Below are 21,699 nucleotides of genomic sequence, written 5' to 3'. Positions count from 1 at the left end.
GCGGCAGCGACTACACGTGGTGTTCAAGGCTTGGAAAGGCATCATTCCGGGAGAGCGTTTTTAAGTGAAAAACGCCCACAAAAAAAGGCGGCTATCGAGAGATAGCCGCCTTTCTTAAAACCCGCTGAAAAACTTACTCAGCCAGTTTGAACGCCATGACATAGTCACCTTTTTTGGTGCCCAGACCGCCATGACCGCCCGCCATGACCAGCACGTATTGGGTGCCGTCCTTGCCGGTGTAGGTCATTGGGGTGGTCTGGCCGCCAGCAGGCAGGCGACCTTCCCACAGCATTTTGCCATTGCTTACATCGTAAGCACGCAGGTACTGGTCAAGGGTACCGCTCAGGAAAGCTACGCCACCCGCCGTGGTGAATGTGCCACCCAGGCTTGGAACGCCCATCGACAGCGGAATTGGAACCGGCGAGCTGTCACGCACGGTGCCGTTCTTGTGTTTCCAGATCAGGTTGTTGTTGGTCAGGTCGACCGCAGCAACATAACCCCACGCCGGTGCCTGGCAAGGCAGGCCGAGTGGCGACAGCAGAGGCTCCAGGATCACGCCGTAAGGCGAACCTTTGTTCGGTTGAACGCCGGAAGTTTCGCCTTTGCGCGGGCCCATTGCAGCCACGTCGGCCTGCGGAACCAGCTTGGAGGTGAACGCCATGTAGCTCGGGTTCAGGAACGCGATCTGACGAACCGGGTCAACCGAAATGCCACCCCAGTCGAACACGCCGAAGTTGCCTGGATACACGATCGAACCTTGCAGCGATGGCGGGGTGTACATGCCGTCGTAACGCAGGGATTTGAACTGGATCCGGCACAGCATCTGGTCAAACGGGGTCACACCCCACATGTCACGCTCGGTCAGGACCGGCGGGATCATGTTCAGGTCCGAACGAGGCTGGGTCGGTGCGGTGTGGTCGCCTTCTACAGCGCCGCCAGGAGCCGGGATCTCGTTGATCGGCACGATGGCTTCGCCAGTGCGACGGTCAAGCACGTAGATGCTGCCTTGCTTGGTGGAGGCCAGCAGAGCCGGTTTCACGCCATCAGCAGTTTTGAGGTCCATCAGGGTCGGTTGACCACCCACGTCCATGTCCCACAGGTCATGGTGAGTGAGCGGACGGTACCAGCGGACTTTACCGGTGTTGATGTCCAGAGCGGTGATGCCAGCGGCATAGCGCTCGGAATCTTCGGTACGGTCGCCGCCGTACTGGTCAGGCGTCTGGTTGCCCATCGGCAGGTACAGCATGCCGAGGTCTTCGTCGACAGCGAACATCGACCACATGTTAGGCGAGTTACGGGTGTAGGTTTCGCCTTCAGCAATCGGTGTGGTTTTTTCCGGGTTGCCGCTGTCCCAGTTCCAGACCAGCTTGCCGGTACGTACGTCGTACGCACGGATCACGCCAGAAGGCTCGTCCGTGGAGATGTTGTCGGTCACGTGGCCGCCAATCACAACCAGGTCTTTGGTCACGGCAGGTGGCGAGGTGGAGTAGTAGCCACCGGGTGCGAAGTTACCGATGTTGTGACGCAGATCGACTGCGCCGTTTACACCGAAGTCTTCACACACTTTACCGGTGTCGGCGTTCAGTGCGATCAGGCGGGTGTCCGCAGTCGGCAGGAACAGGCGACGTGGGCACGAGTTGCTCGAAGTGGCAGCAGCAGGCTCGGCAGCGCTTTGTTCAGTGCTGGCTTTGGTGTAGGCGTTTTCGTCGTGATAAGTCACGCCGCGGCAGGTCATGTGTGCCCAACCTTTGAAGTTTTCAGCGTTCTGAGTGCTGATCTTCGGGTCGTAGCGCCAGATTTCCTTGCCGGTATCCGGGTCAAGGGCAATCACCTGGCTGTGGGGAGTACACACATACAGCATGCCGTTGACTTTCAGCGGGGTGTTCTCGGCGGTTGTTTCGCCGGGATCGCCTTCACCAGGAATGTCACCGGTGCGGAATGTCCAGGCTGGAACCAGCTTGTGGGCATTTTGCGGGGTGATTTCTTTGAGTGGCGAATAACGGTCGCCATAGGCGGTACGACCGTATGACTGCCAGTCACCTTCCGGCATGGCCGGTGCGGTGTTGGTCATGCCAGGTACGGCATCACGGTCCAGTTGGCCTTTGACTTCACCCGGGCTGGTGAACTGGCTGGCCAGTGCTGCCAGGCCTGCCAATACCACGGCAACGCTCAGCGCGCCGGTAGCCACAGGTGCCGACTGACCGCGCAGAACCGGGCGACGGAACCAAGGCAGCAGCAGAACGATACCGATGGCGAACCACACGGCCAGGCGTGGCACCAGTTGCCACCAGTCCAGACCGACTTCCATCAGTGCCCACACGGTGCTGGCGAACAATACCAGCGCGTACAGCGTCAGTGCCGCACGGCGCCCGGCAATCAGCAGCGCGCCCGACAAGCCAAAACCGATACCGGCCAGCAGGTAGTACCACGACCCGCCCAACGTGATCAGTTTGATACCCCCGGCCAACATGGCCAGGCCCATTAGCAGCAGCAAGATACCGAGAAGGCTCGGTAGCAGGCGGCTTCGACTGAAAGCACCATCAGTGCTCATAGTGTGGTTCTCCGTTACGTTAGAGGTGTTCCCGCGAGGGTGTGTCTTGAAAGGACGAACCGGCGCGGGAGTGAATCAGCTAAATAGGTGTTTGATTGCAACCTTCAAGGTTGCCGTTGCAGTCCGCTCGTCAGAACGAACTTTGAATTTTCAGACCGCCAATCAGCGCGTCATCCAGCTGACTGACGCCACCCGGGTGACGGATGTATTGCAGGTTCGGTCGAATGGTCAGCCAGTTTGTGACGTGCACGCCGTAATACAGTTCGGCGCTGTACTCTGTGTCCTGAGGCGGCAAGTAGGCCGGGTTGTCGAAGTCGTAGACGGCACGGGCCTGATTAGTGGCCTGGGCATTCTTGCGATAAGCCGGATTGACGTGAACCCGCGCCATGGCAAAGCCGATGTCGTCCTTGGGCCGCGCATCGAACACGCCTTTGTAGACGACACCTGCCTGGACATAGTTGTCCACGGCGTTGGTTTTCTTGTCATGCATAGTGGCATTGGCGAACACACTCAAGCCCCTCGACTGATCGCTGGCGCGGGTAGTGAGCTGTTGTTGCACGCCCAGCCACATCCCGTGTTTGCTCGAACTGCTGCGATACGCTTCACCCGTCAAGGCGGCAGGCTGGCCGTTGGCATCTTTGTAAGCATCTGTTGCCTTGGCATTACTGTAGTAGTAACCCGCGCGGTATTCCCCTGGCAGGCCATTAATTTTTGGCGTCCACACCAGTTCAATCGGCAGTACCGCGCCCTGGGTACCGCTACCGCTGAGTTTGAATCCGTTTCCGCGATCCAGGTTCGACGGGTTTTGCTCATAGGCGCCGACCTGTGCGTACAGCTCGGGCGTCAGGTGATATTTGACCCGCAGTGCCCACTGGCTGACGGGCCAGTTGTACCAGATGCTGCCAGCCCAGTTGCCCACCTGGGAGCCGCAGAACGCCAGGTTCTGGAAGTCGCACGGGAAGCTGTTGAAGTCTTCGCCCTGACCAAAGCGGCCGACCTTGATGTCGAGCTTCTGATCAAAGAACTTCTGCTGGTACCACATCTGCGTCAGGCGGGTGGTTTGACCGCGACCCCAGACTTCCTGGGCCGAGGTGAAACCGCCAACCCGTGGATCGTTGATGCGATCGTTGCTGATGTTGTTGCCGCTGCGATGGGTAATCGTCAGTTGGAACTCGGCGTCGTCCCAGCCCAGAATTTTTTGCAGGTCCAGGTGCGTGCCCAGGCCGAACTGGTCGCTGTAGCGCGCCGTACGGTCATGGTCATAGCCGCCATGCAGGTTCGAGCCCACTTCGCCCACGTAATCGAGAGAGAAGGCATAGCCCTGTTTTTCCAGTTCGCTGCGGGTGCCGCCCCAATCGCCGAGCATCCACTTGGAGTCGGAGTCAAAGGCGGGTGCTGCCTGCACGCAGGTGGCCAGGCCAAGAGCGGTCATGCCGCCGATCAATGCCAGGGCTTTTTGCCCGGCAACAGGAAGCAGCGCGCTGTGTTTGCGCATATTCAGGAGTGTGGACATAAGTCGAGATGCGAGTCTTTATAGGTATGGCTGTGGCTGTGGGTAGCGCTGTCTTTGGGGGCAGGGCATGCACTTCAGATTTAAGGGAGAATGAATCGTTTCAGCCCTTTGTGCGGAAATGATAAAGCCCTGAATCGTTTAGAAACAGCACTTTAAGTGACATGGATCATTTCTGATTCTGTAACAGTGTGCTGCGACCCATCGTCCCAGGGGCTTTTTGTCTCATGTTCGGTGCTGTTGGCAGGTAGTTACGACCAAAGACGGTATTGAGCACAGAGTGCCACGTTGACAGGTAATGGGGTGCCAGCAAACGCCAGAAGGGCAGGAGCAGTGTGGGAGCGGGCTTGCTCGCGATGCTTTCGGCGCGGTCCGGCAGGAACACCGGGGCGTCTGCATCGAAGGCAAGCCCGCTCCCACAGGTTGTGTCGTGTGCTGGGAGTTGCTTGCTTAGAACGTGGTGCGCAGGCCGACCTCGATACCGCGCCCGGGGGCGGGTGCTATGTCGCGCAAAATCGAGCTGGCATAGCGCACGGTCTGGTTGGTCAGGTTGTCGCCTTTGACGAACGCCAGCCACTGACTGCTGCCCACATCGAAGTGATAACCGGCGCTGGCGCCCAGGGTTGTGTAGCCATCGGTCCCCGATTCGTTGGCCGGCACACGGCCCTGATTACTGGCGTGCTCGACGTCAATACGCGCCTGCCAGCGGTCAAGTTCCCATAGCAGGCCACTGCTCAGGCGCAGTGGGGCAATGCGGGGCAACGCTTCGCCTGTGTCGAGGTTGGTGGCCCGGGTGTAGTCACCGGACAGCTCCAAAGCAAATTTGCCGTAGGCGCTTTCACCCAGCTTCCAGTGATCTTTGGCTTCAAAGCCTGTGAAGCGTGCCCGAACTCCGGAATAGGTGTATTCCGGAATACCATCGGCGTCGGGTTCTCCTTCGTCATTCAGCGTACGACCTGTGCCCAGCAGGCCGATGTAGTTGGAGAAGTGGCTGTAGAAAACGCCAACGCTGCCCTTGTGGGTGCCATTGTCAAAGCGCAGTGCCAGATCGCTGGACACGGCTTTTTCCTTCGACAGAGTGGCACTGCCCACTTCGTAGGTGCCGGTGGCGACGTGGGCGCCATTGGCGTACAGCTCATAAAACGTCGGGGCGCGTTCGGTGTAGCCCAGGGTGGCGGCCAGCGACCAGATAGGGGTAAGGGTGAACACCGCGCCCGAAGACAGGCTGCCTGCGGTGAAACTTTTGGAGCGGTCGGCCGCAGAAAAGCGCTCATTGCCCTTGGCGTCCGGGTCGACCACGGTGCGCTCCAGGCGCCCGCCGAGGCTGAGTTTCAGTCGCTCGGTGGCTTGCAGCTCTTCGAGAATAAACAGCGCGCCGCTGTTGGTATCGGTCTGCGGCACGAAGGCTTCTTCGCCCAGGGCCGAGAACTCGTTGCGATTGACCTGTGCGCCGACCACCCCTTCCAGCGGGCCGATCGGCACATGGCGGGCTTCGACGCGGGCTTCGTAACCCTTGTTCTTGAACGTAGTGCCGACTTCGCCGCCCTCGATTTCGCGGTGCTCGTAATCGGTGTAGCCGGCATCCAGTTTCAGCGAGCTGAAAGGGCCCTGCAGGTTGCGTATCTCGGAGGCGAACGCGTAGTGATCCTGTTTCATGCGGATACGCACGTCCTGCTCGGCCGGTGAGCCGTAGTTGGCGTCGTAAGTGCTGTAGGACAGACCTGCGTAGCCATCATCCCACGTGTAGGAACCGCCCACTGCGCCGCCGTCCTGGCGGCCGTTGCTGTTGCCTAAACGGCCTTTCTTTTCGACGCCATCTTCGCTTTCGGGTGCATGACGGCTACGGGCATAACCCGGGATTTTCAGGTCATTGAATTCGCGAGCGTTGGCATCCAGGTGCAGGGCGAAGGTGCCATCACCGGCTTCCAGTTTGCCAGCACTGCTTCGGGTGGTGGCTGCGCCGCCGTAGCGCAGTTCGCCCGCGCCGTGAATGCCTTCGATGGCTTCGGTGGGGATGCGGTTGTCGAAGGTGTTGACCACGCCGCCGATGGCGTTGCCGCCGTACAGCAAGGCCGCCGGGCCGCGCACGATTTCGATGCGCTCAACGTTGACCGGGTCCAGTGGCACCGCGTGATCGTAAGACAGTGACGAGGCATCCAATGCACCGACGCCGTTGCGCAGGATGCGAATGCGGTCGCCATCCAGCCCGCGAATGATCGGGCGGCTGGCGCCGGGGCCGAAGTAGGAAGAAGAAACACCCGGCTGTTTGTTGAGGGTTTCGCCCAGGCTGCCTTGCTGTTGCAGGGTCAGATCGTCGCCTTCAAGCACCGTGGTGGGTGACGCTGATTGGCTGTTGCCCAACGGGTTGCCGGTAATGACCTGCGGTTGCAGTTCGAGGGCATAGGCAGGGGAGGCGAGCAGCAGTGCGGTGGCGAGCGGTGTCAGGTGAAGACGTCGTAGATGACGTGGGAAGGCAGGGGAGGACATTGCAAGTTCCTTGGCAAGGTGACGAATGAAAGCGGCGCTGAGCGCTCTTTGAATTGAAAGCTATAGTTACAATATAACATCACTTTAATGGTGTCCAAGCGGAACTTTCATTTGGGTGCCGGGTCACGGCTAGACTTGCTCCGTACCGAATGCACTTCCCCCTGAGCAGGTGCTCGGCTAAGGTGCGCGGCTTTCTCTCTATTGCTTTAAAGGTCCGGCATGACTGAATCCAACAACAACCCATTGCACGGCGTGACGCTGGAACAGATCCTCACTGCGCTGGTGGCGCATTACGAGTGGGAAGGGCTGGCCGAGCGTATTGATATTCGTTGCTTCAAGAGCGACCCGAGCATCAAGTCGAGCCTGACGTTCTTGCGTAAAACCCCGTGGGCGCGGGAAAAGGTCGAGAAGCTGTACGTGAAATATGCCCGTACCAAACGCGAAATTTGATCGGCCAATGAGTGTCGCGTCACGCACGCTGTGCACCGTGATGGCAATCCTGGGCTGGAGCGGCCTGGCCATTCAGCTTGAGCTGGTACTGTTCGCCCGCTGGATGAGCGGAGCGAATGTGGTAGGCGGGCTGGTGAGCTATTTCAGCTTTTTCACCATTTTGACCAACACCCTTGCCGCCTGCGTGTTGACGTATACCGCAGACGCCCGCAGCTCAAAGGGCAGGACGTTTTTCTTGCAGCCGTGGGTCAGTAGCGGCATTGCCGTCAGCATTATCCTAGTGGGAGCGGCATATAGCCTGTTGCTGCGCCAGCTCTGGCAGCCTGAAGGCTGGCAATGGTTGGCCAATGAACTATTGCATGACGTGATGCCGGTGCTGTTTGCGTTGTACTGGTGGTTTTACGTGCCGAAAGGGGTGTTGCGGGTGAGCCATATAGGGCTCTGGATGCTGTACCCGGTCCTGTATTTCGCTTACATCCTGCTGCGCGGGCACCTGTTGGGTGTGTACCCGTATCCGTTTATCGATGTCGAGAAATTGGGCTACGGGCAAGCGTTTATCAATGCAGGCGGGATTCTGGCAGGATTTGTTGCGGTCGCGCTGGCGGTGGTGGCAGTGGATCGTTACAGGGGCCAGCGGGCCTGATCCCGGCCTGGCTTTTGTGGGAGCGGGCTTGCTCGCGATAGCCTCATTCAGGCAATTCAGACAAACCCCCGTTGCTAGCATCGCGAGCAAGCCCGCTCCCACCGGATTTTGCCGTGAGTCCTACTCTTCAGCACCACCTTCCAGGCGCCAATACCCCACGGCTTTGACGAACTCTTCGTTCAAACCGTGGGTGTCGAGCAGTACCCGGCGCACCTTGCGCGACAACGCGCTTTCGGTCGCAACCCAGGTGTAGAGCTCTCCTGAAGGCATGCTTAACCCGGCAACAGTCTTGAGCACGTCCTGCCCAGGCACATCGCGATGTACCCAGATCACCTCGACCGACGCGGCACTGTGCAGGGGCTGTTCCTCAAGGGCGTTTTCCACCTCGACCACCACTAAGGCGCGGCGATTGGCAGGCAGCTCTTCCAGTCGGCGGGCGATGGCAGGCAGTGCGGTTTCGTCACCGATCAGCACATAACTGTCGAAGATGTCCGGCACTACCATCGAGCCTCTTGGGCCACCAATATGCAAGTACTGACCAGGCTCGGCCTGAGCGGCCCAGGTGGCAGCGGGACCGTCACCGTGCAGTACAAAGTCGATGTCCAGCTCAAAGGTGTTCAAGTCATAGCGGCGCGGTGTGTAGTCGCGCATCGGCGCCATGACGTTGCCTTTCAGACCGGCACTCAATTCCAGATTTTCCAGCGCTGCCAGCTCTTGCTCGGTTTGCGGGAAAAACAGCTTTACGTGATCGTCGCTGCCAAGACTGATGAAGCCCGCCAGCTCTGGTCCACCCAGGGTAATACGGCGCATGCGCGGGGTCAGGTCGACGACCCGCAGCACTTCAAGCTTGCGACGTTTGATTTCATGCATGACACGGTGAATGGTCTGGGGAGTAGCGGCATTCATTCAGCGTTCTCCTGTGCAGGCTGGGCAGTGACAGGGCCATCGACGATGGCTTTGGCGGTGTTGTTGAGTAAGTCCCGTACCCGCAGGATTTCTTCGGGGCTCCAGCGACCATGGTGCATCTGCAAGGCATGGCGCAGGTTGTGTACAGCCTCGTGAATCTCGGCGGGGCGATCATGGCCGCGCAAAGAGCGCTTGCTGACATCGATGCGCATGCGCACGCCGTCCAGGGCAATGGCTTGATCACTCAGGGACTGGCGACCAAGGTCGGTCACGCAGTAGCGTTTTTTCCCACCCTCAGCGTCGCCCTGAATCAGTTCGCTTTCTTCAAGGAAGGTCAGGGTGGGGTAGATCACGCCGGGGCTCGGGCTGTACGCGCCGTCGAATAAACCTTCGATCTGGCGGATAAGGTCGTAGCCGTGGCAAGGCTGTTCGGCAATCAGTGCCAGCAGCAGTAATTTCAAATCGCCTGGGGCGAATACTCGGGGTCCGCGTCCGCCGCGTTCGCGACCGGTGCGTTTCTCGAAGCCGTCTTGACCCGCGCCATGTTCGCGGTGGTGGGGATGATGTTCGCTCATTTTCTCTTCGCTCTCGTTAAGTTAGATACAACTTAAGATATATCTTAAGGAATGTAAAAACTCACTCGACGAACGGTAATGATTCTTATCGGTCGACAGGGTTCTGATTCAGACGGATGCCATCGCGAGCAAGCCCCGTTTTGCCAGACAGGCCGCGGTGTTTTGCTATTTCGCTGCGGTTTGTATCGACGCTGGCGCCAGGCACAAGGTGTTGGTACCCGGTTGCAGATAGGGCGTGAGTATCGGTGCCATGCCCTTGAGCACTTGCACCGGCAGTGCGGAGGTGAATTTGAACGCCTCGGCCGAGCGCCCCGGAACGAAGGCAGTCAGGGTGCCGAAGTGATGCTCGCCGATATAAAACACGAAGGTTGCTGTGCGGTTGATCGACTTGGAACTGAGAATCCGTCCACCCGCCCCCATGCTTTCGATACGGTTGTCGCCGGTGCCGGTCTTGCCGCCCATGGCCAGCGGTGAGCCGTCATCAAGCTTGAAACTGCCCGAGACCCGACGCGCAGTGCCGGCATCCACGACTTGGGACAAGGCTTCGCGCAGGGCCGTGGCAACTTCGCTGGGCATGACCCGCACGCCTTTGTCCGGGTCGTTGATCAGGCGGGTTTCATAGGGGGTATCGGCGGCGAAATGCAGGGTATCAATGCGCAACACCGGCAAACGCACGCCATCGTTAAGAATGATGCCCATCAGTTCGGAAAGTGCCGCCGGACGATCCCCGGAACTGCCCAGCGCGGTGGCAAGGGAGGGCACCAGATGGTCGAACGGGTAGCCGACTTTTTGCCAGCGTTGATGGATGTCCAGAAAAGCTTCGATTTCCAGCATGGTGCGGATGCGGCTGTCGCGGGCGCTCTTGTGCCGGCTTTTGAACAGCCAGCTGTAAACTTCCTGACGTTCGTGCTCGCTGGCGCCGACGGCTTGCTGGAAGGTGGCCTGCGGGTTATTGAGCAAATACCCCAGCAACCACAGATCCAGTGGATGGACTTTGGCGATATAGCCCTGGTCAGGCAGGTTATAGGCACCGGGGCCGTAGCCCTCATACAGCTTGGTCAGCCGCTCATCGGTGATTTTGTCGCTGCTCAAATGGGAGCGCACAAAGCGGTTGAAGGTGGCCTGGTCTGAGTTCGGGAACAGATAGCGATGCACGGCCGCCATTCTGATGGCGGTGGGGTGCATGCTGTCCAGGAAGGTGTCGAGGCGGGCCTTGGAGTCTTTGCCCCGGTATTTTTTCCAGAACTTGAGCATGAATGTCGTGCCTTCACGGTCGGCGAAGCGGCTCAGATACTCCTGGCGAAGCGGGTTGCTGTCATCGCGCAGCAACTCGACGTTGTTGCTGGGAGACTGGTAGCTGGTGTAGCGCACCACATCACGCATCAGGCGCACAAAAGGCAGGTTGATCGACTCACGTATCGAGTCGCGCAGCGTCGCCGTCCGGTTGTTGTCCTGGCTGCGGAAGTTGTGGAAGTGATGCATGCCGCCGCCGGTAAAAAAGCCTTCGCCGGGGTTGGCGGAGTATTGGCGGTTGAGTGCTGCATCGAGCATCGGTGCAAGGGTTGAACCGGGATTTTCGATCAGGTAACCCAACGCCCAACGGGTCAGGGGGTCTTGATCGGTGATCGGGATTTTTCTCAAGACGACGCCGGGCTGAGTGGCATAGCGATCATGCAGTTCTGAAATGATTTGCAAGTAGGTGGTCAAGACTCGCAGTTTGGCCGTTGAGCCCAGCTCCAGTTTGCTGCCTTCGTTGATGTCGAAAGGCTGGTCGGTGCTGTCGGTTTGCACCCGTGCTCGCGCACCGTCCGGAGTGAGTTCGAACAAGGTAAAGCTGTAACGCACTTGCGCGGTGCTGGTGGGGGTCAGCAGGTAGGGGCCAAGCAGGCCGATCTTTGCGGCAAAGGCCGGGTCTGCCAGTTGACGCAGATACTCACTGACCTGACGTTGCAGATCGCCCTGCAAGGTACTGGTGGCAGACAGGTCCAGACGGTCAAGGTCATACAGCGGACGCTTGAGCAGCACTGAAAGGCGGCTGCGGGCCACGCTGATGCCCTTGTTGGTTTCGTTCGGTTGCATCGTCGGCGCCAGGGCCCAATCGCGGTAGGTCACATGGCTGGCCAGTGCGGCCTCAGTGAGTGCCGGATCAATCACATTGTTTTGTGCCAGCAGGCGTATATGGCTGTCGGTCAATTGCGCCAGTTCGTCACGGCCTCGGGCCAGGTAGTGGGAGGGTCTGCGCTGGGCGATCATCAGTGACAGCACTTCGCGCAATGCCAACCCTCTCTGGGCGAGGCTTTTTGGGTCTGTGGCGGTACTGTTCAGCATCTGGTTGACCTGATTGAAGTCGGCGCCGTACCACACCCGCAAACCTTCGGCCATGCCGTGGACTTCGCCGTGACCGGGCACTGCCGACAGTGGCACGCTGTTGAGGTAGTCGCGCACCACCTTTTGCCGGGCGGGCAGTGTCTGTGGACCGTCCTGATAGGCTCGCACGCTGGCCGAGACCATCTGGCGCAGTTTTTCGCTGCCCGACAACGTCAGTCCATCGGGTGAATGACGATATTTTTCAAGTTGGGTGGCCAGGGTGCTGCCACCTGCAGACTGCCCCGGCAGATGCAGCATCTTGGCAACCTGCGAGTAAGCGGCCATGGCGAATCGCGGCCAGTCTACGGCAGGGTTCGCTTGCGGCTGCGCAGGGTCAAGCAGGTCGCGGTTTTCGATAAACAGCAAACTGTGAACCACCAGCGGGGGAATGCTCGCAAAGCTTGAATACAACTGCTGCGGGTAGTTGTACTGATACAGGGCGCTGCCCGCACAATCGGTGATCGAGAGTCCTGTCTGAATTTTTTCCGAATAGGGTACGAAAAACCCTTTCTCGCTGTAGCCCAGTAACTCTGGGGAAAAGCGGCTTTGTTGAGTGATTACGTAGTCACGTTTTAGCAGGCGTGGAAGGAAGTCGCCTAATGCGCTGTAGCCTAAACGCTTGTCGAAAGGCCCATCCCCTGGATATTGAATCGCGTCGGACGGTCCCGCATGCATCGAATAGCTCAATGAGGCGGCAAAGCGGCTGAATTCACGGGCTTGCAGCTTGGAGCTGCGCACCTCCTGTGCAATGGCAAACCCCAGTACAACCAGTCCTGCCAACACCACTAGGCCGAACACGAGCCACCCATAACGCTTGGGTTCAGGCGAGGGTGGCGGGGGTGCAGCATTGTCCATTGCTGCTGATGGCACCGCCGTTTTTCTGGAGCTTGAGTTCCACAGTACGCCCATAGTCGACAGTTCCAGGTACGCATCTTGGTTGCGCTTGATTGAAGCGTAGACGCTGGCGGATTCGGGTGAAAAATTTGTGAGGGTAATCTGATAATCCTATCGCCGCAGAGGAGAGGGCTTGTCGTGATGCAAGCGTCCCGCGTGACGCAAAGCGAAGGAATAGAGCCCTTGCAAGTGGTAAATACGATCTGTGTAGGGGAATGACTGTGCACCAACCCTGTGCAATACTCGCCGCCGATCTCAGTAGGGCATTTCCCTTCTGGTCTAACGGCCTACAAAGCCCGGGCTGATCAGGAGGTTGGACAGGTGACCCGCCCGTCTTTTCGAGCGCTCTATTGATGCATATCCAATAACAATATGAGGTTGTATTTTTATGCCAGTCGGCAACCACCCGCCCCACGGTGAAACCGTTCAAGGCGGCCCGCTCAAACGCGAACTGGGCGAACGCCACATTCGCTTGATGGCGCTTGGCGCCTGTATCGGCGTAGGCCTGTTTCTGGGCTCGGCCAAAGCCATTGAAATGGCCGGTCCGGCCATCATGCTGTCCTACATCATCGGTGGCCTGGCCATTCTGGTGATCATGCGTGCACTCGGCGAAATGGCCGTACACAACCCTGTGGCCGGTTCGTTCAGCCGCTACGCCCAAGACTATCTTGGCCCATTGGCCGGTTTTCTGACGGGCTGGAACTACTGGTTCCTGTGGCTGGTGACCTGTGTCGCTGAAATCACTGCCGTGGCGGTGTACATGGGCGTCTGGTTCCCCGATGTACCACGCTGGATCTGGGCCCTGGCGGCGCTGATCAGCATGGGCTCGATCAACCTGATCGCGGTGAAGGCGTTCGGTGAATTCGAGTTCTGGTTTGCCCTGATCAAGATCGTCACCATCATCGCGATGGTCTTCGGTGGTATTGGCATCATCGCGTTCGGCTTTGGCAACAACGGCGTTGCGCTGGGTATTTCGAACCTCTGGACCCACGGCGGCTTTTTGCCCAATGGTATCCAGGGTGTGTTGATGTCCCTGCAAATGGTGATGTTCGCTTATCTGGGCGTCGAGATGATCGGCCTGACTGCCGGTGAAGCCAAGAACCCGCAAAAGACCATCCCGAGTGCGATTGGCTCGGTGTTCTGGCGCATCCTGCTGTTCTACGTCGGCGCGTTGTTCGTGATTCTGTCGATCTACCCGTGGAACGAAATCGGCACGTCGGGCAGCCCGTTTGTGATGACCTTTGAACGCTTGGGTATCAAGACGGCGGCAGGCATCATCAACTTCGTGGTGATTACCGCAGCACTGTCGTCATGCAACGGTGGCATTTTCAGTACCGGTCGCATGCTCTATAGCCTGGCGCAAAACGGTCAGGCGCCTGCCAACTTTGCCACCACCGCGAAAAACGGTGTGCCGCGTCAGGCATTGCTGCTGTCGATTGCCGTCCTGCTGCTGGGTGTAGGTCTTAACTACATGGCTCCCGAGAAAGTGTTCGTCTGGGTGACAGCCATTGCGACCTTTGGCGCGATCTGGACCTGGTTGATGATCCTGCTGGCGCAACTGCGCTTTCGCAAGAACCTGAGCCCGCAAGAAGCCGCCGCGCTGAAGTACCGCATGTGGCTTTACCCCTACAGCTCGTACGCGGCGCTGGCGTTCTTGTTGATGGTGGTCGGTCTGATGGCCTTTTTTGAAGAAACCCGAATCGCCTTGTTTGTAGGCCCAGGATTTCTGATCCTGCTGACTGTGCTGTTCTATGTGTTCAAGTTGCAGCCAACGCAGGGCTCACCGGCCAAGGTCAACTAAACGCCTGTGGGAGCGGGCTTGCTCGCGATGAGGACGCCGAGGTCTGTCAGACTGATCTCGGGATCCCGTCGCGAGCAAGCCCGCTCCCACTCAGCAGCCACTATTTGCGCGACAGGCGCTTGTTCCAGTCCAGCCAGGCCGCCAGTACGGCCATCATCCCCACGCCCATCAGGGCGCTGAATACTTGCATCACAACCCCGTCACCGCCCAGTGCATTGAGCATGTCGGCCAGCGGTGCCAGGACTACCCCCAGGCAGAACACTTCCAGCGAATAGCGGCCCATGCGGCAGGTCTGACGGGTGAGCCAGTTGTTCAACCAGTCACCCTGAGGCACCACTTTGGCCGCTACATAAGCCAGGGCCAAAAAGTGCAACAAACGCACCGGCGACAGGTTGGTCTTGCTGATCGGGTAGAGATGCTCGCCCAGCCAGAGCGGCATGACGGCGTCGTGGAACTGCGGCCATTTCCATGACAGCGCCAGTAACCCGGTGATCAACAGATAGGCCGCCGCCCCCACAAACACAGGCTGACGGGATAACGGCCGGGTTTCAGGGGCCTTGTCCCGCTGCCCGTGAAGCGCCGCAGCACCCCCCAGGATAAACAGGAACTGCCAGGCCATCGGGTTGAAAAACCACACCCCGCCTTCCTGTGCCGCCAGGTTCCAGACGGGGGCCAGCAGGTACAGCGCCAGGGACACACCTACCACATACACGGCTTTGCGCAGCAGCATCGGCAGTACCAGCGGCAACCCGAGCAACAGCACGATATAGAGTGGAAGCGGGTCCATCAGGTTGGGTTTGAAGCGCAGCAGCAACTCGTCGGTCAGGGCCTGTTGCGGGTTGCTCAAGAAGTATTGCAAGCCCATTTCCTGCACCAGGTCGCGGGTTTCGACGTGGCTGTTGGCATAAAAAACGATGCCCATCAGCACCGCCAGCAGGAAGATATGCACCACGTACAGCACCCAGGCGCGGCGCAGGATTTTCACGCTGGCGATCAGGAATCCATCCCGTTGAGCGATTTTGCCGTAGGCCAGCACCGCGGCATAACCGGCGAGGAATACAAAGATCTCAGCCGCATCACTAAGGCCGAAATTTCGTACCGTCAATTCGGCCAGCGGGTTGTGGGGGATGTGATCCCAGAAGATAAAAATCAGCGCCAGCCCGCGAAAGAAATCGATGCGGTGGTCGCGTCCGTTAAGTATCACGGCGAGTACTCGAAAAAATGAATAAAAATGGGCGCAGCTCAGAGTGCACGCCACTTGTTGGCGGCGCGCAGGGTGACGCTAATAGCGTTTAAATGCAAAGGCTGTGGATAGCTGCCGTGTGTGACCTGACAGCAGCTATCACTTCGCTTGAATGGTCTACCGGGTTTTTGTATCAAGGATGTTCTGGGTAATACGTTTCAGGGTTTTATTCTGACGAGGTCGCGAATGACCCTGAAGAAGTTTTCAGCGTCAGGCGCTGCTTGCAATGCCGTCCAAAACTCCGTTTTCAGGGCTCGATCGGGCTCTGTCAGCCCGTGATCGAGCCAGAGTTCATTTAAAACTCATGCATCATGATAAACGTGCAGGCTTTTGACTGATGGGCATTGATCAATGGCACCAGCCGGCGGAAATGTTCGCTTTGGCAATGGGCATCCAGTGCGTCCTGATCCGGCCATTGTTCGATAAAGATGAAGTGCCCGGGGTCCGTGTGGTCCACATACAAGTCATATGCAATGCACAGGGGCTCCTGTCGGGTTTTTTCCACCAGTTCGGCGTACCACGGGCGTACGGTTTCCAGATGTTCAGGCTTGATGAAGTCTTCAGCGATCACTTTCAACATGTTGCTCAGTCCTTGTATGCGTCAGGCAGCGGCGATTTCGTTGGGCTCGAAGCTGTCAGCCCGTGCCATTTGCCACATGCGCGAATAGAACTCGCCATTGACTTCTCCGGTGAGCAATTCGCCGGGCTTGAGGAACACATGCAGTTGCGAGAACAGTTTGATTTCGGTCGCGGACATGCGTCGCACCAGGTGCTTGGCCTTGAGTTGCGCCGGGTGTTCCAGGCCCGCCGCGGCCAGCATTTCGGCCAGGGCCTTGAGGGTGTTGCGGTGGAACTGAAAAACCCGCTGGGCCTTGTCCGGCACCACAAGCGCCCGCTGGCGCAACGTGTCCTGGGTGGCCACGCCGGTAGGGCATTTGTTGGTATGGCAGGACTGCGACTGAATGCAGCCAATGGCGAACATAAAACCCCGCGCCGAGTTGGCCCAGTCGGCACCAATGGCCAGTACGCTGGCAATGTCGAAGGCGCTGACAATCTTGCCACTGGCTCCCAGCTTGATCTTGTCCCGCAGATTCAGGCCCACCAGGGTGTTGTGCACGAACAGCAAACCCTCGCGCAGCGGTGCGCCGATATGGTCGGTGAACTCCACGGGTGCGGCGCCTGTGCCGCCTTCCTTGCCATCGATCACGATAAAGTCCGGCAGGATGCCTGTTTCGAGCATGGCCTTGGCGATGCCCATGAACTCCCACGGATGGCCCAGGCAGAACTTGAAGCCGACAGGTTTACCGCCAGACAACTCGCGCAACTGCGCGATAAAGAGCATCAGTTCGATGGGCGTCGAAAACGCGCTGTGACGCGAAGGTGAGATGCAGTCTTCGCCCATGGGTACACCGCGTGTTTCGGCAATTTCCAGGGTCACTTTGTGCTTGGGCAGAATACCGCCGTGGCCCGGTTTTGCGCCCTGGCTCATCTTGATTTCGATCATCCGCACTTGTGGCGTTCGGGCCTGGGCGGCAAAACGTTCAGGGTCGAATCGCCCGTCCGAGGTGCGGCAGCCGAAGTAGCCACTGCCCAGCTCCCACGTCAAGTCGCCACCGTTCTCACGGTGATAGGAGCTGATGCTGCCTTCTCCCGTGTCGTGGGCAAAGTTACCGAGCTTTGCACCCTGATTGAGGGCGCGGATGGCATTGGCGCTCAGAGAGCCAAAACTCATGGCCGAAATGTTGAAGATCGACGCCGAGTACGGCTGGCTGCATTGCGGGCCGCCCACCACGACTCGAAAGCTGCTGGGGTCGGTCAGCGGGGCCGGGCGCATGGAGTGGCCGATAAATTCAAAGCCTGGCTGATACACGTCCACCAATGTACCGAAGGGTTTGTCGGCACTTTCATTCTTGGCCCGTGAATACACCAACGAGCGTTGAGAGCGTGAGAAGGGCAGCGCGTCGCTGTCAGATTCCAGCAGGTATTGGCGGATTTCCGGGCGGATGGCCTCCACCAGATAGCGAATGTTGCCCAGGATCGGGTAGTTGCGGCGCACGGCGTGGGGGCTTTGCAGCAGGTCGAAAATCCCCAGCAGGCTTAACGCCAGGGTGACGGCAGTAAAGGGCCATAACCATTCATGGTGCATGAACGGCAGGCTGGCGAGGGTGAAAATGACGCAGCATGCAAAAAACGCATAACGGCTTAACAGTGACAGGCTCATACGGTTTCCTGTTTCAGGCTGATCTGTTCCCTCAGGCGGTTGCGCCTCAAGAGGTCGAGAACAGAAAAAGGACAATAGAACCCTCTCTTTGAGTCGGAGGTTTGCAGGGGAGTGTTGGTCATCCATCACGCAAATGCCAACTCCCTGTCTGAATATTCATTGAACGGGATTTCCTTTGCGGCAGCATCCCTACCAAAGTCGGGCATTTCATACAGAAGGCTCGGGTAAAAATGTCATCTGTATATTTTCAGGTTTGCCGGGTCGTGTGATCCTGCGCGCACCTTTTATCGTGTCGGCCCCTGAACGTGACCACTCCAGAACCCATGACATCCAACATCATCCGTATCGCTGCTGCGGTATTGATCGGCCCTGATGGCCAAACCCTGCTGGTGCGTAAGCGTGGCACCCAGGCGTTCATGCAGCCCGGCGGCAAGATCGAAGCCTACGAGCAACCTGTTACGGCATTGGCCCGGGAGCTGGAAGAAGAGTTGGCTTTGGTGATTGATCCGGCCACCGCCACCTGGCTGGGCCATTTCGCGGCCCCTGCGGTCAACGAACCGGGCTTTGAGGTGCAGGCCGAGCTGTTTTTGCTGCATATCAGCGAGCCGGTCACCCCTGCCGCGGAAATTGAAGAAGTGCAGTGGATCGACCCGCAGGGGGATGGTGGCCTGGTCTTGGCGCCCCTGACTCGCGATCTGGTCTTGCCGTTTTATCGCAATGCGTTGCTGACCAGGACTGCCTGATGATTCCAGCCCACGACCTGCTGATTTTTGCCGCGGCCTGCCTGCTGATGGTGCTAACGCCGGGGCCGAACATGATTTATCTGATTTCGCGCTCCATCTGCCAGGGGCGCCAGGCCGGGGTCACGTCTTTGCTCGGGGTTGTGGCGGGGTTCTTTGTGCACATGTTCGCCGCCGCCGCGGGCCTGACGGCTGTGTTTCTGGCGGTGCCAATGGCCTATGAAGCACTCAAGTGGGCAGGGGCCCTGTACCTGCTGTGGATGGCCTGGCAAGCGGTGCGGCCCGGTGCCCGGTCACCGTTTGAAGCCCGGGAACTGGCGCCGGACTCATCGTCAAGATTGGTGCTGATGGGGTTCATGACCAGCGTGCTGAACCCCAAGGTAGCGGTGTTCTACCTGTCGGTTTTCCCGCAGTTCATCAACCCGGAGCACGGTTCGGTGTTCACTCAGAGTATCGTGTTGGGCCTGACGCAAATCAGCGTCAGTTTCACGGTTAACTTGCTGATTGCGCTGTTCGCCAGCGGCATTGCCGTGTGGTTTGTGCGTAATCCGTTGTGGCTGGCAGTGCAGCGCTATGTGATGGGCTGTGTGCTGGCTGCACTGGCAGTGAGGCTGATGCTGGAACAACGTAAAACCGTATGACCTGGACCTGTAATGGCTATAGAACTGCTTGAACCCTCAAACGCCAAGGCCTATCGCCAGTTGATGCTTGAGGCTTACGCGCTGCACCCCGAGGCTTTTGTATCCACCATCGCCCAGCGTGAGAAATTGCCGCTGAGCTGGTGGGAAGCCAAATTGGACGATGAACTGAGCGCCCTGTTTGGTGCTTTTGTCGATTCCCGGCTGGTGGGGATTGTCGGCCTGGCGTTCGAACCCTGGGAAGATGCCCGGCACAAGGCCACGCTGTTTGGCTTGTATGTGTCCGGGGATTTTCGTGGGCAAGGGCTGGGTGAACATCTGGTACAGGCCGTGCTGTCACTGGCCGAGCAAGAGCCTGAAACCAAGGTGATTGAGCTGACCGTCAGCGCCGGCAGTGATGCTGCGCTGGCGTTGTACACACGCTGTGGATTCGAGCAGTCGGGGTTGGAAGACTGCGCGATTCGGGTGGGTGAGGCGTATTACGACCGGGTGCATATGCGCCGGCTGGTGAACGTCGAAGACATCTGAAACCGTGTAGCCGCTGCTGAAGGCTGCGAGGGAATGCTGTTCACTCAAGAGCAAGCCCGCTCCCACAGAGGCAAAAATCGCTTGAGTGAACAACATTGAAGGTCCTGCGGCCCTTATCGCACCGCGCTCACCCCGTCCAGGGTCGAGAACGACGTGTCTTTGGCCGTCAGCAAAAAGTCGCGCATGTACGGTGCATCCAGCATGTCGGCGCGAATCCCGGCGTACAGCGTGGCAAACAACCCCTTCTCGCCAAGGCGCTTGGCCTTCACATAACCCCGCGAGCTGTATTCATGCAGCGCCCAGTGCGGCATCCCGCAGACGCCTCGGCCGCTGGCGACCAGTTGCATCATCATGACCGTCAGCTCCGAGGTGCGTACCTGAGCGGGTTCGACGTCGGCAGGTTCCAGAAAACGGGTAAAGATATCGAGCCGATCACGCTCCACCGGGTAGGTGATCAAAATCTCGCTGCTCAGATCCTCCGGCACGATAAACGGTTTGCTGGCCAGCGGATGCTGGTTGGCCACGGCCAGCATGGCTTCGTAGGTAAACAACGGTACATAGGTCAGGCCGGCAATTTCCTGCGGGTCTGAAGTCACCACCAAATCCAGATCACCCCGGGCCAATGCCGGCAGTGGTGCGAAAGCAAAGCCGGAGGCCAGGTCCAGCTCGACCTCGGGCCACGCATCACGGAACTGATCGATGGTGGGCATCAGCCATTGGAAGCAGCTATGGCACTCAATCGCCATGTGCAGACGCCCGGCCGTACCGCCTACCAGACGGGCGATATCCCGCTCTGCACCGCGCAGCAGTGGCAGCATGGCATCGGCCAGTTGCAGCAGGCGCAAGCCGCCGCTGGTGAAGCGAACCGGTTTGGTTTTACGCACAAAGAGCGGCATGCCCATGCGCTCTTCCAGCTCTTTGAATTGGTGAGATAAAGCGGACTGAGTCAGGTGCAGGCGCTCTGCCGCTTCGACCAGGCTGTCTGACTCGCGCAACGCGTGCAGGGTTTTGAGGTGACGAATTTCCAGCACAGTGGCTCCATGAGTAAATTTGATGTTCAACACGAAAACATTGAGTTTGTCTCATGTTTGGGCGGGTGTCGATAATAGAGCCATTACTTACACGAAGGAATGCTGTCATGGCCCTGGCCCACACTCTTGGTTTCCCCCGCATTGGCGCAGACGGCGAGCCGAAAAATGCACTCGAAGCCTACTGCAATGGCGACAGCAATCAGGCGGCACTGCACAGCGTGGGTCACCCGTTGCGCGCCAGGCATTACTGCCTGGCCTCGGAATTCAGCCTGGACCAGCCCTTTGAGCTGAACTGGGAGCCGTTGTTTGAAGAGACCGCTCAAGCACTGGCGCAGGGCCACAAGGTCAAGCCCGTCATACTCGGTCCACTGTCCTATCTGTGGCAGGGCAAGGCCAAGGGCAACGAATTCAACACACTCGACCTGCTGGAAAACCTGCTGCCGGTGTACGCGCAAACGCTTTCCAGCCTGGCTGAGCAGGGCGTGGAGTGGGTACAGATCGACGAGCCGATCCTGTCGCTGGACTTGCCACAGGAATGGAAAAGCGCCTTTGAGCGCGCTTATCACATTCTTCAATACTCGCCGCTGAAAAAGCTGGTTGCCACTTACTTCAGCGGCCTTGAAGGCAACCTCGGCCTGGCCGTTGGCTTGCCGGTAGACGGGTTGCACGTGGATCTGGTGCGCGCTCCCGACCCGTTGCATGCAATCCTGGATCGTTTGCCGACCTACAAAGTGCTGTCTCTGGGCCTGGTCAACGGTCGCAACGTATCGCGCTGCGACCTTGAAAATGCCCTGACGCAATTGCAAGAAGCCCGGGAGCGTTTAGGTGACAACCTGTGGGTTGCAGGTTCGTGCTCGCTGCTGCACTGAGCAGTTGGCTAAACACCTTTCAAGCTGCAAGCGCGGGTCTTGCGGCTATCCCCCCCCTTCCTCTTTTTATCATCAGATACATTGCTTTTTGCATATGTGAATTCTGATGAAAGGATGTCGTCTCTGTCATTTCTGACAGTAGGCAGTCTCCCGACCCAAGTGCGTAATTGACCTCAACAGAGTCAGTTCCTGACTTAAAAACCGATGTGCTGGCGGTGGCTTTGGCGGATAGCCGGGGTTGCTCC

Annotated in this window: 16 protein-coding genes and 1 pseudogene; 7 read left to right on the top strand and 10 right to left on the bottom strand. The window is 58.6% G+C overall.

The window, feature by feature from the left end; translation table 11 throughout:
* Positions 1-133 precede the first annotated feature (133 nt).
* From KO536_RS01430 to KO536_RS01420, 3 genes are all read right to left on the bottom strand, one after another.
* Entirely contained in the window at positions 134-2,551 is a 2,418-nt protein-coding gene (locus tag KO536_RS01430; RefSeq protein ID WP_219260835.1) for a glucose/quinate/shikimate family membrane-bound PQQ-dependent dehydrogenase, read from the bottom strand.
* A 130-nt stretch (positions 2,552-2,681) separates the two neighbouring features.
* Positions 2,682-4,046: a carbohydrate porin gene (locus tag KO536_RS01425; protein ID WP_133075982.1), complete on the bottom strand. Its 1,365-nt coding sequence runs from the start codon at positions 4,044-4,046 to the stop codon at positions 2,682-2,684.
* Between the two features lie 465 nt (positions 4,047-4,511).
* Positions 4,512-6,548, bottom strand: a complete 2,037-nt coding sequence (locus tag KO536_RS01420) for a TonB-dependent receptor (protein WP_219260834.1) — start codon at positions 6,546-6,548, stop codon at positions 4,512-4,514.
* Between the two features lie 219 nt (positions 6,549-6,767).
* On the opposite strand from KO536_RS01420, the gene KO536_RS01415 reads away from it, so the two are divergent.
* Positions 6,768-6,998 (top strand): VF530 family DNA-binding protein, encoded by a 231-nt coding sequence (locus KO536_RS01415; protein WP_019823597.1) that lies wholly within the window; start codon positions 6,768-6,770, stop codon positions 6,996-6,998.
* Between the two features lie 7 nt (positions 6,999-7,005).
* On the top strand, positions 7,006-7,641 hold the full coding sequence (locus KO536_RS01410; protein WP_219260833.1) for a Pr6Pr family membrane protein: 636 nt from the start codon (positions 7,006-7,008) through the stop codon (positions 7,639-7,641).
* Between the two features lie 120 nt (positions 7,642-7,761).
* Here KO536_RS01410 and KO536_RS01405 read toward each other — a convergent pair whose 3' ends face one another.
* The 3 genes from KO536_RS01405 to KO536_RS01395 all read right to left on the bottom strand — a co-directional run bounded on the left by KO536_RS01405 (position 7,762) and on the right by KO536_RS01395 (position 12,398).
* Complete coding sequence (locus KO536_RS01405; RefSeq protein ID WP_219260832.1) at positions 7,762-8,547, bottom strand: siderophore-interacting protein; 786 nt, start codon at positions 8,545-8,547, stop codon at positions 7,762-7,764.
* Positions 8,544-9,122, bottom strand: coding sequence for a PadR family transcriptional regulator (locus KO536_RS01400; RefSeq protein WP_219260831.1), 579 nt, complete (start codon positions 9,120-9,122; stop codon positions 8,544-8,546). The genes KO536_RS01405 and KO536_RS01400 overlap by 4 nt, the downstream gene beginning before the upstream one ends.
* Positions 9,123-9,287: 165 nt before the next feature.
* The gene (locus KO536_RS01395) at positions 9,288-12,398 is read right to left on the bottom strand and encodes a transglycosylase domain-containing protein (RefSeq protein WP_219260829.1); all 3,111 of its coding nucleotides are present in this window, start codon (positions 12,396-12,398) and stop codon (positions 9,288-9,290) included.
* A gap of 373 nt (positions 12,399-12,771) precedes the next feature.
* Between KO536_RS01395 and KO536_RS01390 the strand changes: the two genes are divergently transcribed.
* Positions 12,772-14,184 (top strand): amino acid permease, encoded by a 1,413-nt coding sequence (locus KO536_RS01390; RefSeq protein WP_133075918.1) that lies wholly within the window; start codon positions 12,772-12,774, stop codon positions 14,182-14,184.
* A gap of 100 nt (positions 14,185-14,284) precedes the next feature.
* On the opposite strand, the gene KO536_RS01385 is transcribed toward KO536_RS01390, so the two are convergent.
* From KO536_RS01385 to KO536_RS01375, 3 genes are all read right to left on the bottom strand, one after another.
* Complete coding sequence (locus KO536_RS01385) at positions 14,285-15,385, bottom strand: OpgC domain-containing protein (protein WP_219260999.1); 1,101 nt, start codon at positions 15,383-15,385, stop codon at positions 14,285-14,287.
* Between the two features lie 337 nt (positions 15,386-15,722).
* A complete protein-coding gene (locus KO536_RS01380; RefSeq protein ID WP_219260828.1) occupies positions 15,723-16,007 on the bottom strand; it encodes a putative quinol monooxygenase in 285 nt (94 codons plus the stop codon).
* A 21-nt stretch (positions 16,008-16,028) separates the two neighbouring features.
* Positions 16,029-17,648 carry an FMN-binding glutamate synthase family protein gene (locus KO536_RS01375; protein ID WP_219260827.1) on the bottom strand — a complete coding sequence of 540 codons (1,620 nt, stop codon included), beginning with the start codon at positions 17,646-17,648 and terminating at the stop codon, positions 16,029-16,031.
* A gap of 323 nt (positions 17,649-17,971) precedes the next feature.
* Between KO536_RS01375 and KO536_RS01370 the strand changes: the two genes are divergently transcribed.
* From KO536_RS01370 to KO536_RS01360, 3 genes are read left to right on the top strand one after another with little or no spacing between them, the layout of a single operon-like run.
* Entirely contained in the window at positions 17,972-18,391 is a 420-nt protein-coding gene (locus KO536_RS01370) for an NUDIX domain-containing protein (RefSeq protein ID WP_219260998.1), read from the top strand.
* Complete coding sequence (locus KO536_RS01365; RefSeq protein ID WP_133075913.1) at positions 18,391-19,029, top strand: LysE family translocator; 639 nt, start codon at positions 18,391-18,393, stop codon at positions 19,027-19,029. The genes KO536_RS01370 and KO536_RS01365 overlap by 1 nt, the downstream gene beginning before the upstream one ends.
* Before the next feature lie 12 nt (positions 19,030-19,041).
* Entirely contained in the window at positions 19,042-19,554 is a 513-nt protein-coding gene (locus KO536_RS01360; protein WP_219260826.1) for a GNAT family N-acetyltransferase, read from the top strand.
* Positions 19,555-19,667: 113 nt separating this feature from the next.
* On the opposite strand, the gene metR is transcribed toward KO536_RS01360, so the two are convergent.
* Entirely contained in the window at positions 19,668-20,585 is a 918-nt protein-coding gene (gene metR, locus KO536_RS01355) for a transcriptional regulator MetR (RefSeq protein WP_219260824.1), read from the bottom strand.
* A 107-nt stretch (positions 20,586-20,692) separates the two neighbouring features.
* Between metR and KO536_RS01350 the strand changes: the two are divergent.
* Positions 20,693-21,451: pseudogene (locus KO536_RS01350) on the top strand (5-methyltetrahydropteroyltriglutamate--homocysteine S-methyltransferase); the annotation flags it as partial.
* Between the last annotated feature and the right edge of the window lie 248 nt (positions 21,452-21,699).

The organism is Pseudomonas sp. NKUCC02_KPG (genome assembly GCF_019345465.1).
In the GTDB taxonomy this organism is placed as follows: Bacteria; Pseudomonadota; Gammaproteobacteria; order Pseudomonadales; family Pseudomonadaceae; genus Aquipseudomonas.
The sequence above is the reverse complement of the archived record's forward strand: the minus strand, read 5'-3'. Positions and strand labels throughout refer to the sequence as shown.

Coding starts and splice junctions, on each gene's coding strand:
- KO536_RS01430 (WP_219260835.1), bottom strand. CDS start 2,551: ATGAGCACTGATGGTGCTTTCAGTCGAAGCCGCCTGCTACCGAGCCTT.
- KO536_RS01425 (WP_133075982.1), bottom strand. CDS start 4,046: ATGCGCAAACACAGCGCGCTGCTTCCTGTTGCCGGGCAAAAAGCCCTG.
- KO536_RS01420 (WP_219260834.1), bottom strand. CDS start 6,548: ATGTCCTCCCCTGCCTTCCCACGTCATCTACGACGTCTTCACCTGACA.
- KO536_RS01415 (WP_019823597.1), top strand. CDS start 6,768: ATGACTGAATCCAACAACAACCCATTGCACGGCGTGACGCTGGAACAG.
- KO536_RS01410 (WP_219260833.1), top strand. CDS start 7,006: ATGAGTGTCGCGTCACGCACGCTGTGCACCGTGATGGCAATCCTGGGC.
- KO536_RS01405 (WP_219260832.1), bottom strand. CDS start 8,547: ATGAATGCCGCTACTCCCCAGACCATTCACCGTGTCATGCATGAAATC.
- KO536_RS01400 (WP_219260831.1), bottom strand. CDS start 9,122: ATGAGCGAACATCATCCCCACCACCGCGAACATGGCGCGGGTCAAGAC.
- KO536_RS01395 (WP_219260829.1), bottom strand. CDS start 12,398: ATGGGCGTACTGTGGAACTCAAGCTCCAGAAAAACGGCGGTGCCATCA.
- KO536_RS01390 (WP_133075918.1), top strand. CDS start 12,772: ATGCCAGTCGGCAACCACCCGCCCCACGGTGAAACCGTTCAAGGCGGC.
- KO536_RS01380 (WP_219260828.1), bottom strand. CDS start 16,007: ATGTTGAAAGTGATCGCTGAAGACTTCATCAAGCCTGAACATCTGGAA.
- KO536_RS01375 (WP_219260827.1), bottom strand. CDS start 17,648: ATGAGCCTGTCACTGTTAAGCCGTTATGCGTTTTTTGCATGCTGCGTC.
- KO536_RS01370 (WP_219260998.1), top strand. CDS start 17,972: ATGACATCCAACATCATCCGTATCGCTGCTGCGGTATTGATCGGCCCT.
- KO536_RS01365 (WP_133075913.1), top strand. CDS start 18,391: ATGATTCCAGCCCACGACCTGCTGATTTTTGCCGCGGCCTGCCTGCTG.
- KO536_RS01360 (WP_219260826.1), top strand. CDS start 19,042: ATGGCTATAGAACTGCTTGAACCCTCAAACGCCAAGGCCTATCGCCAG.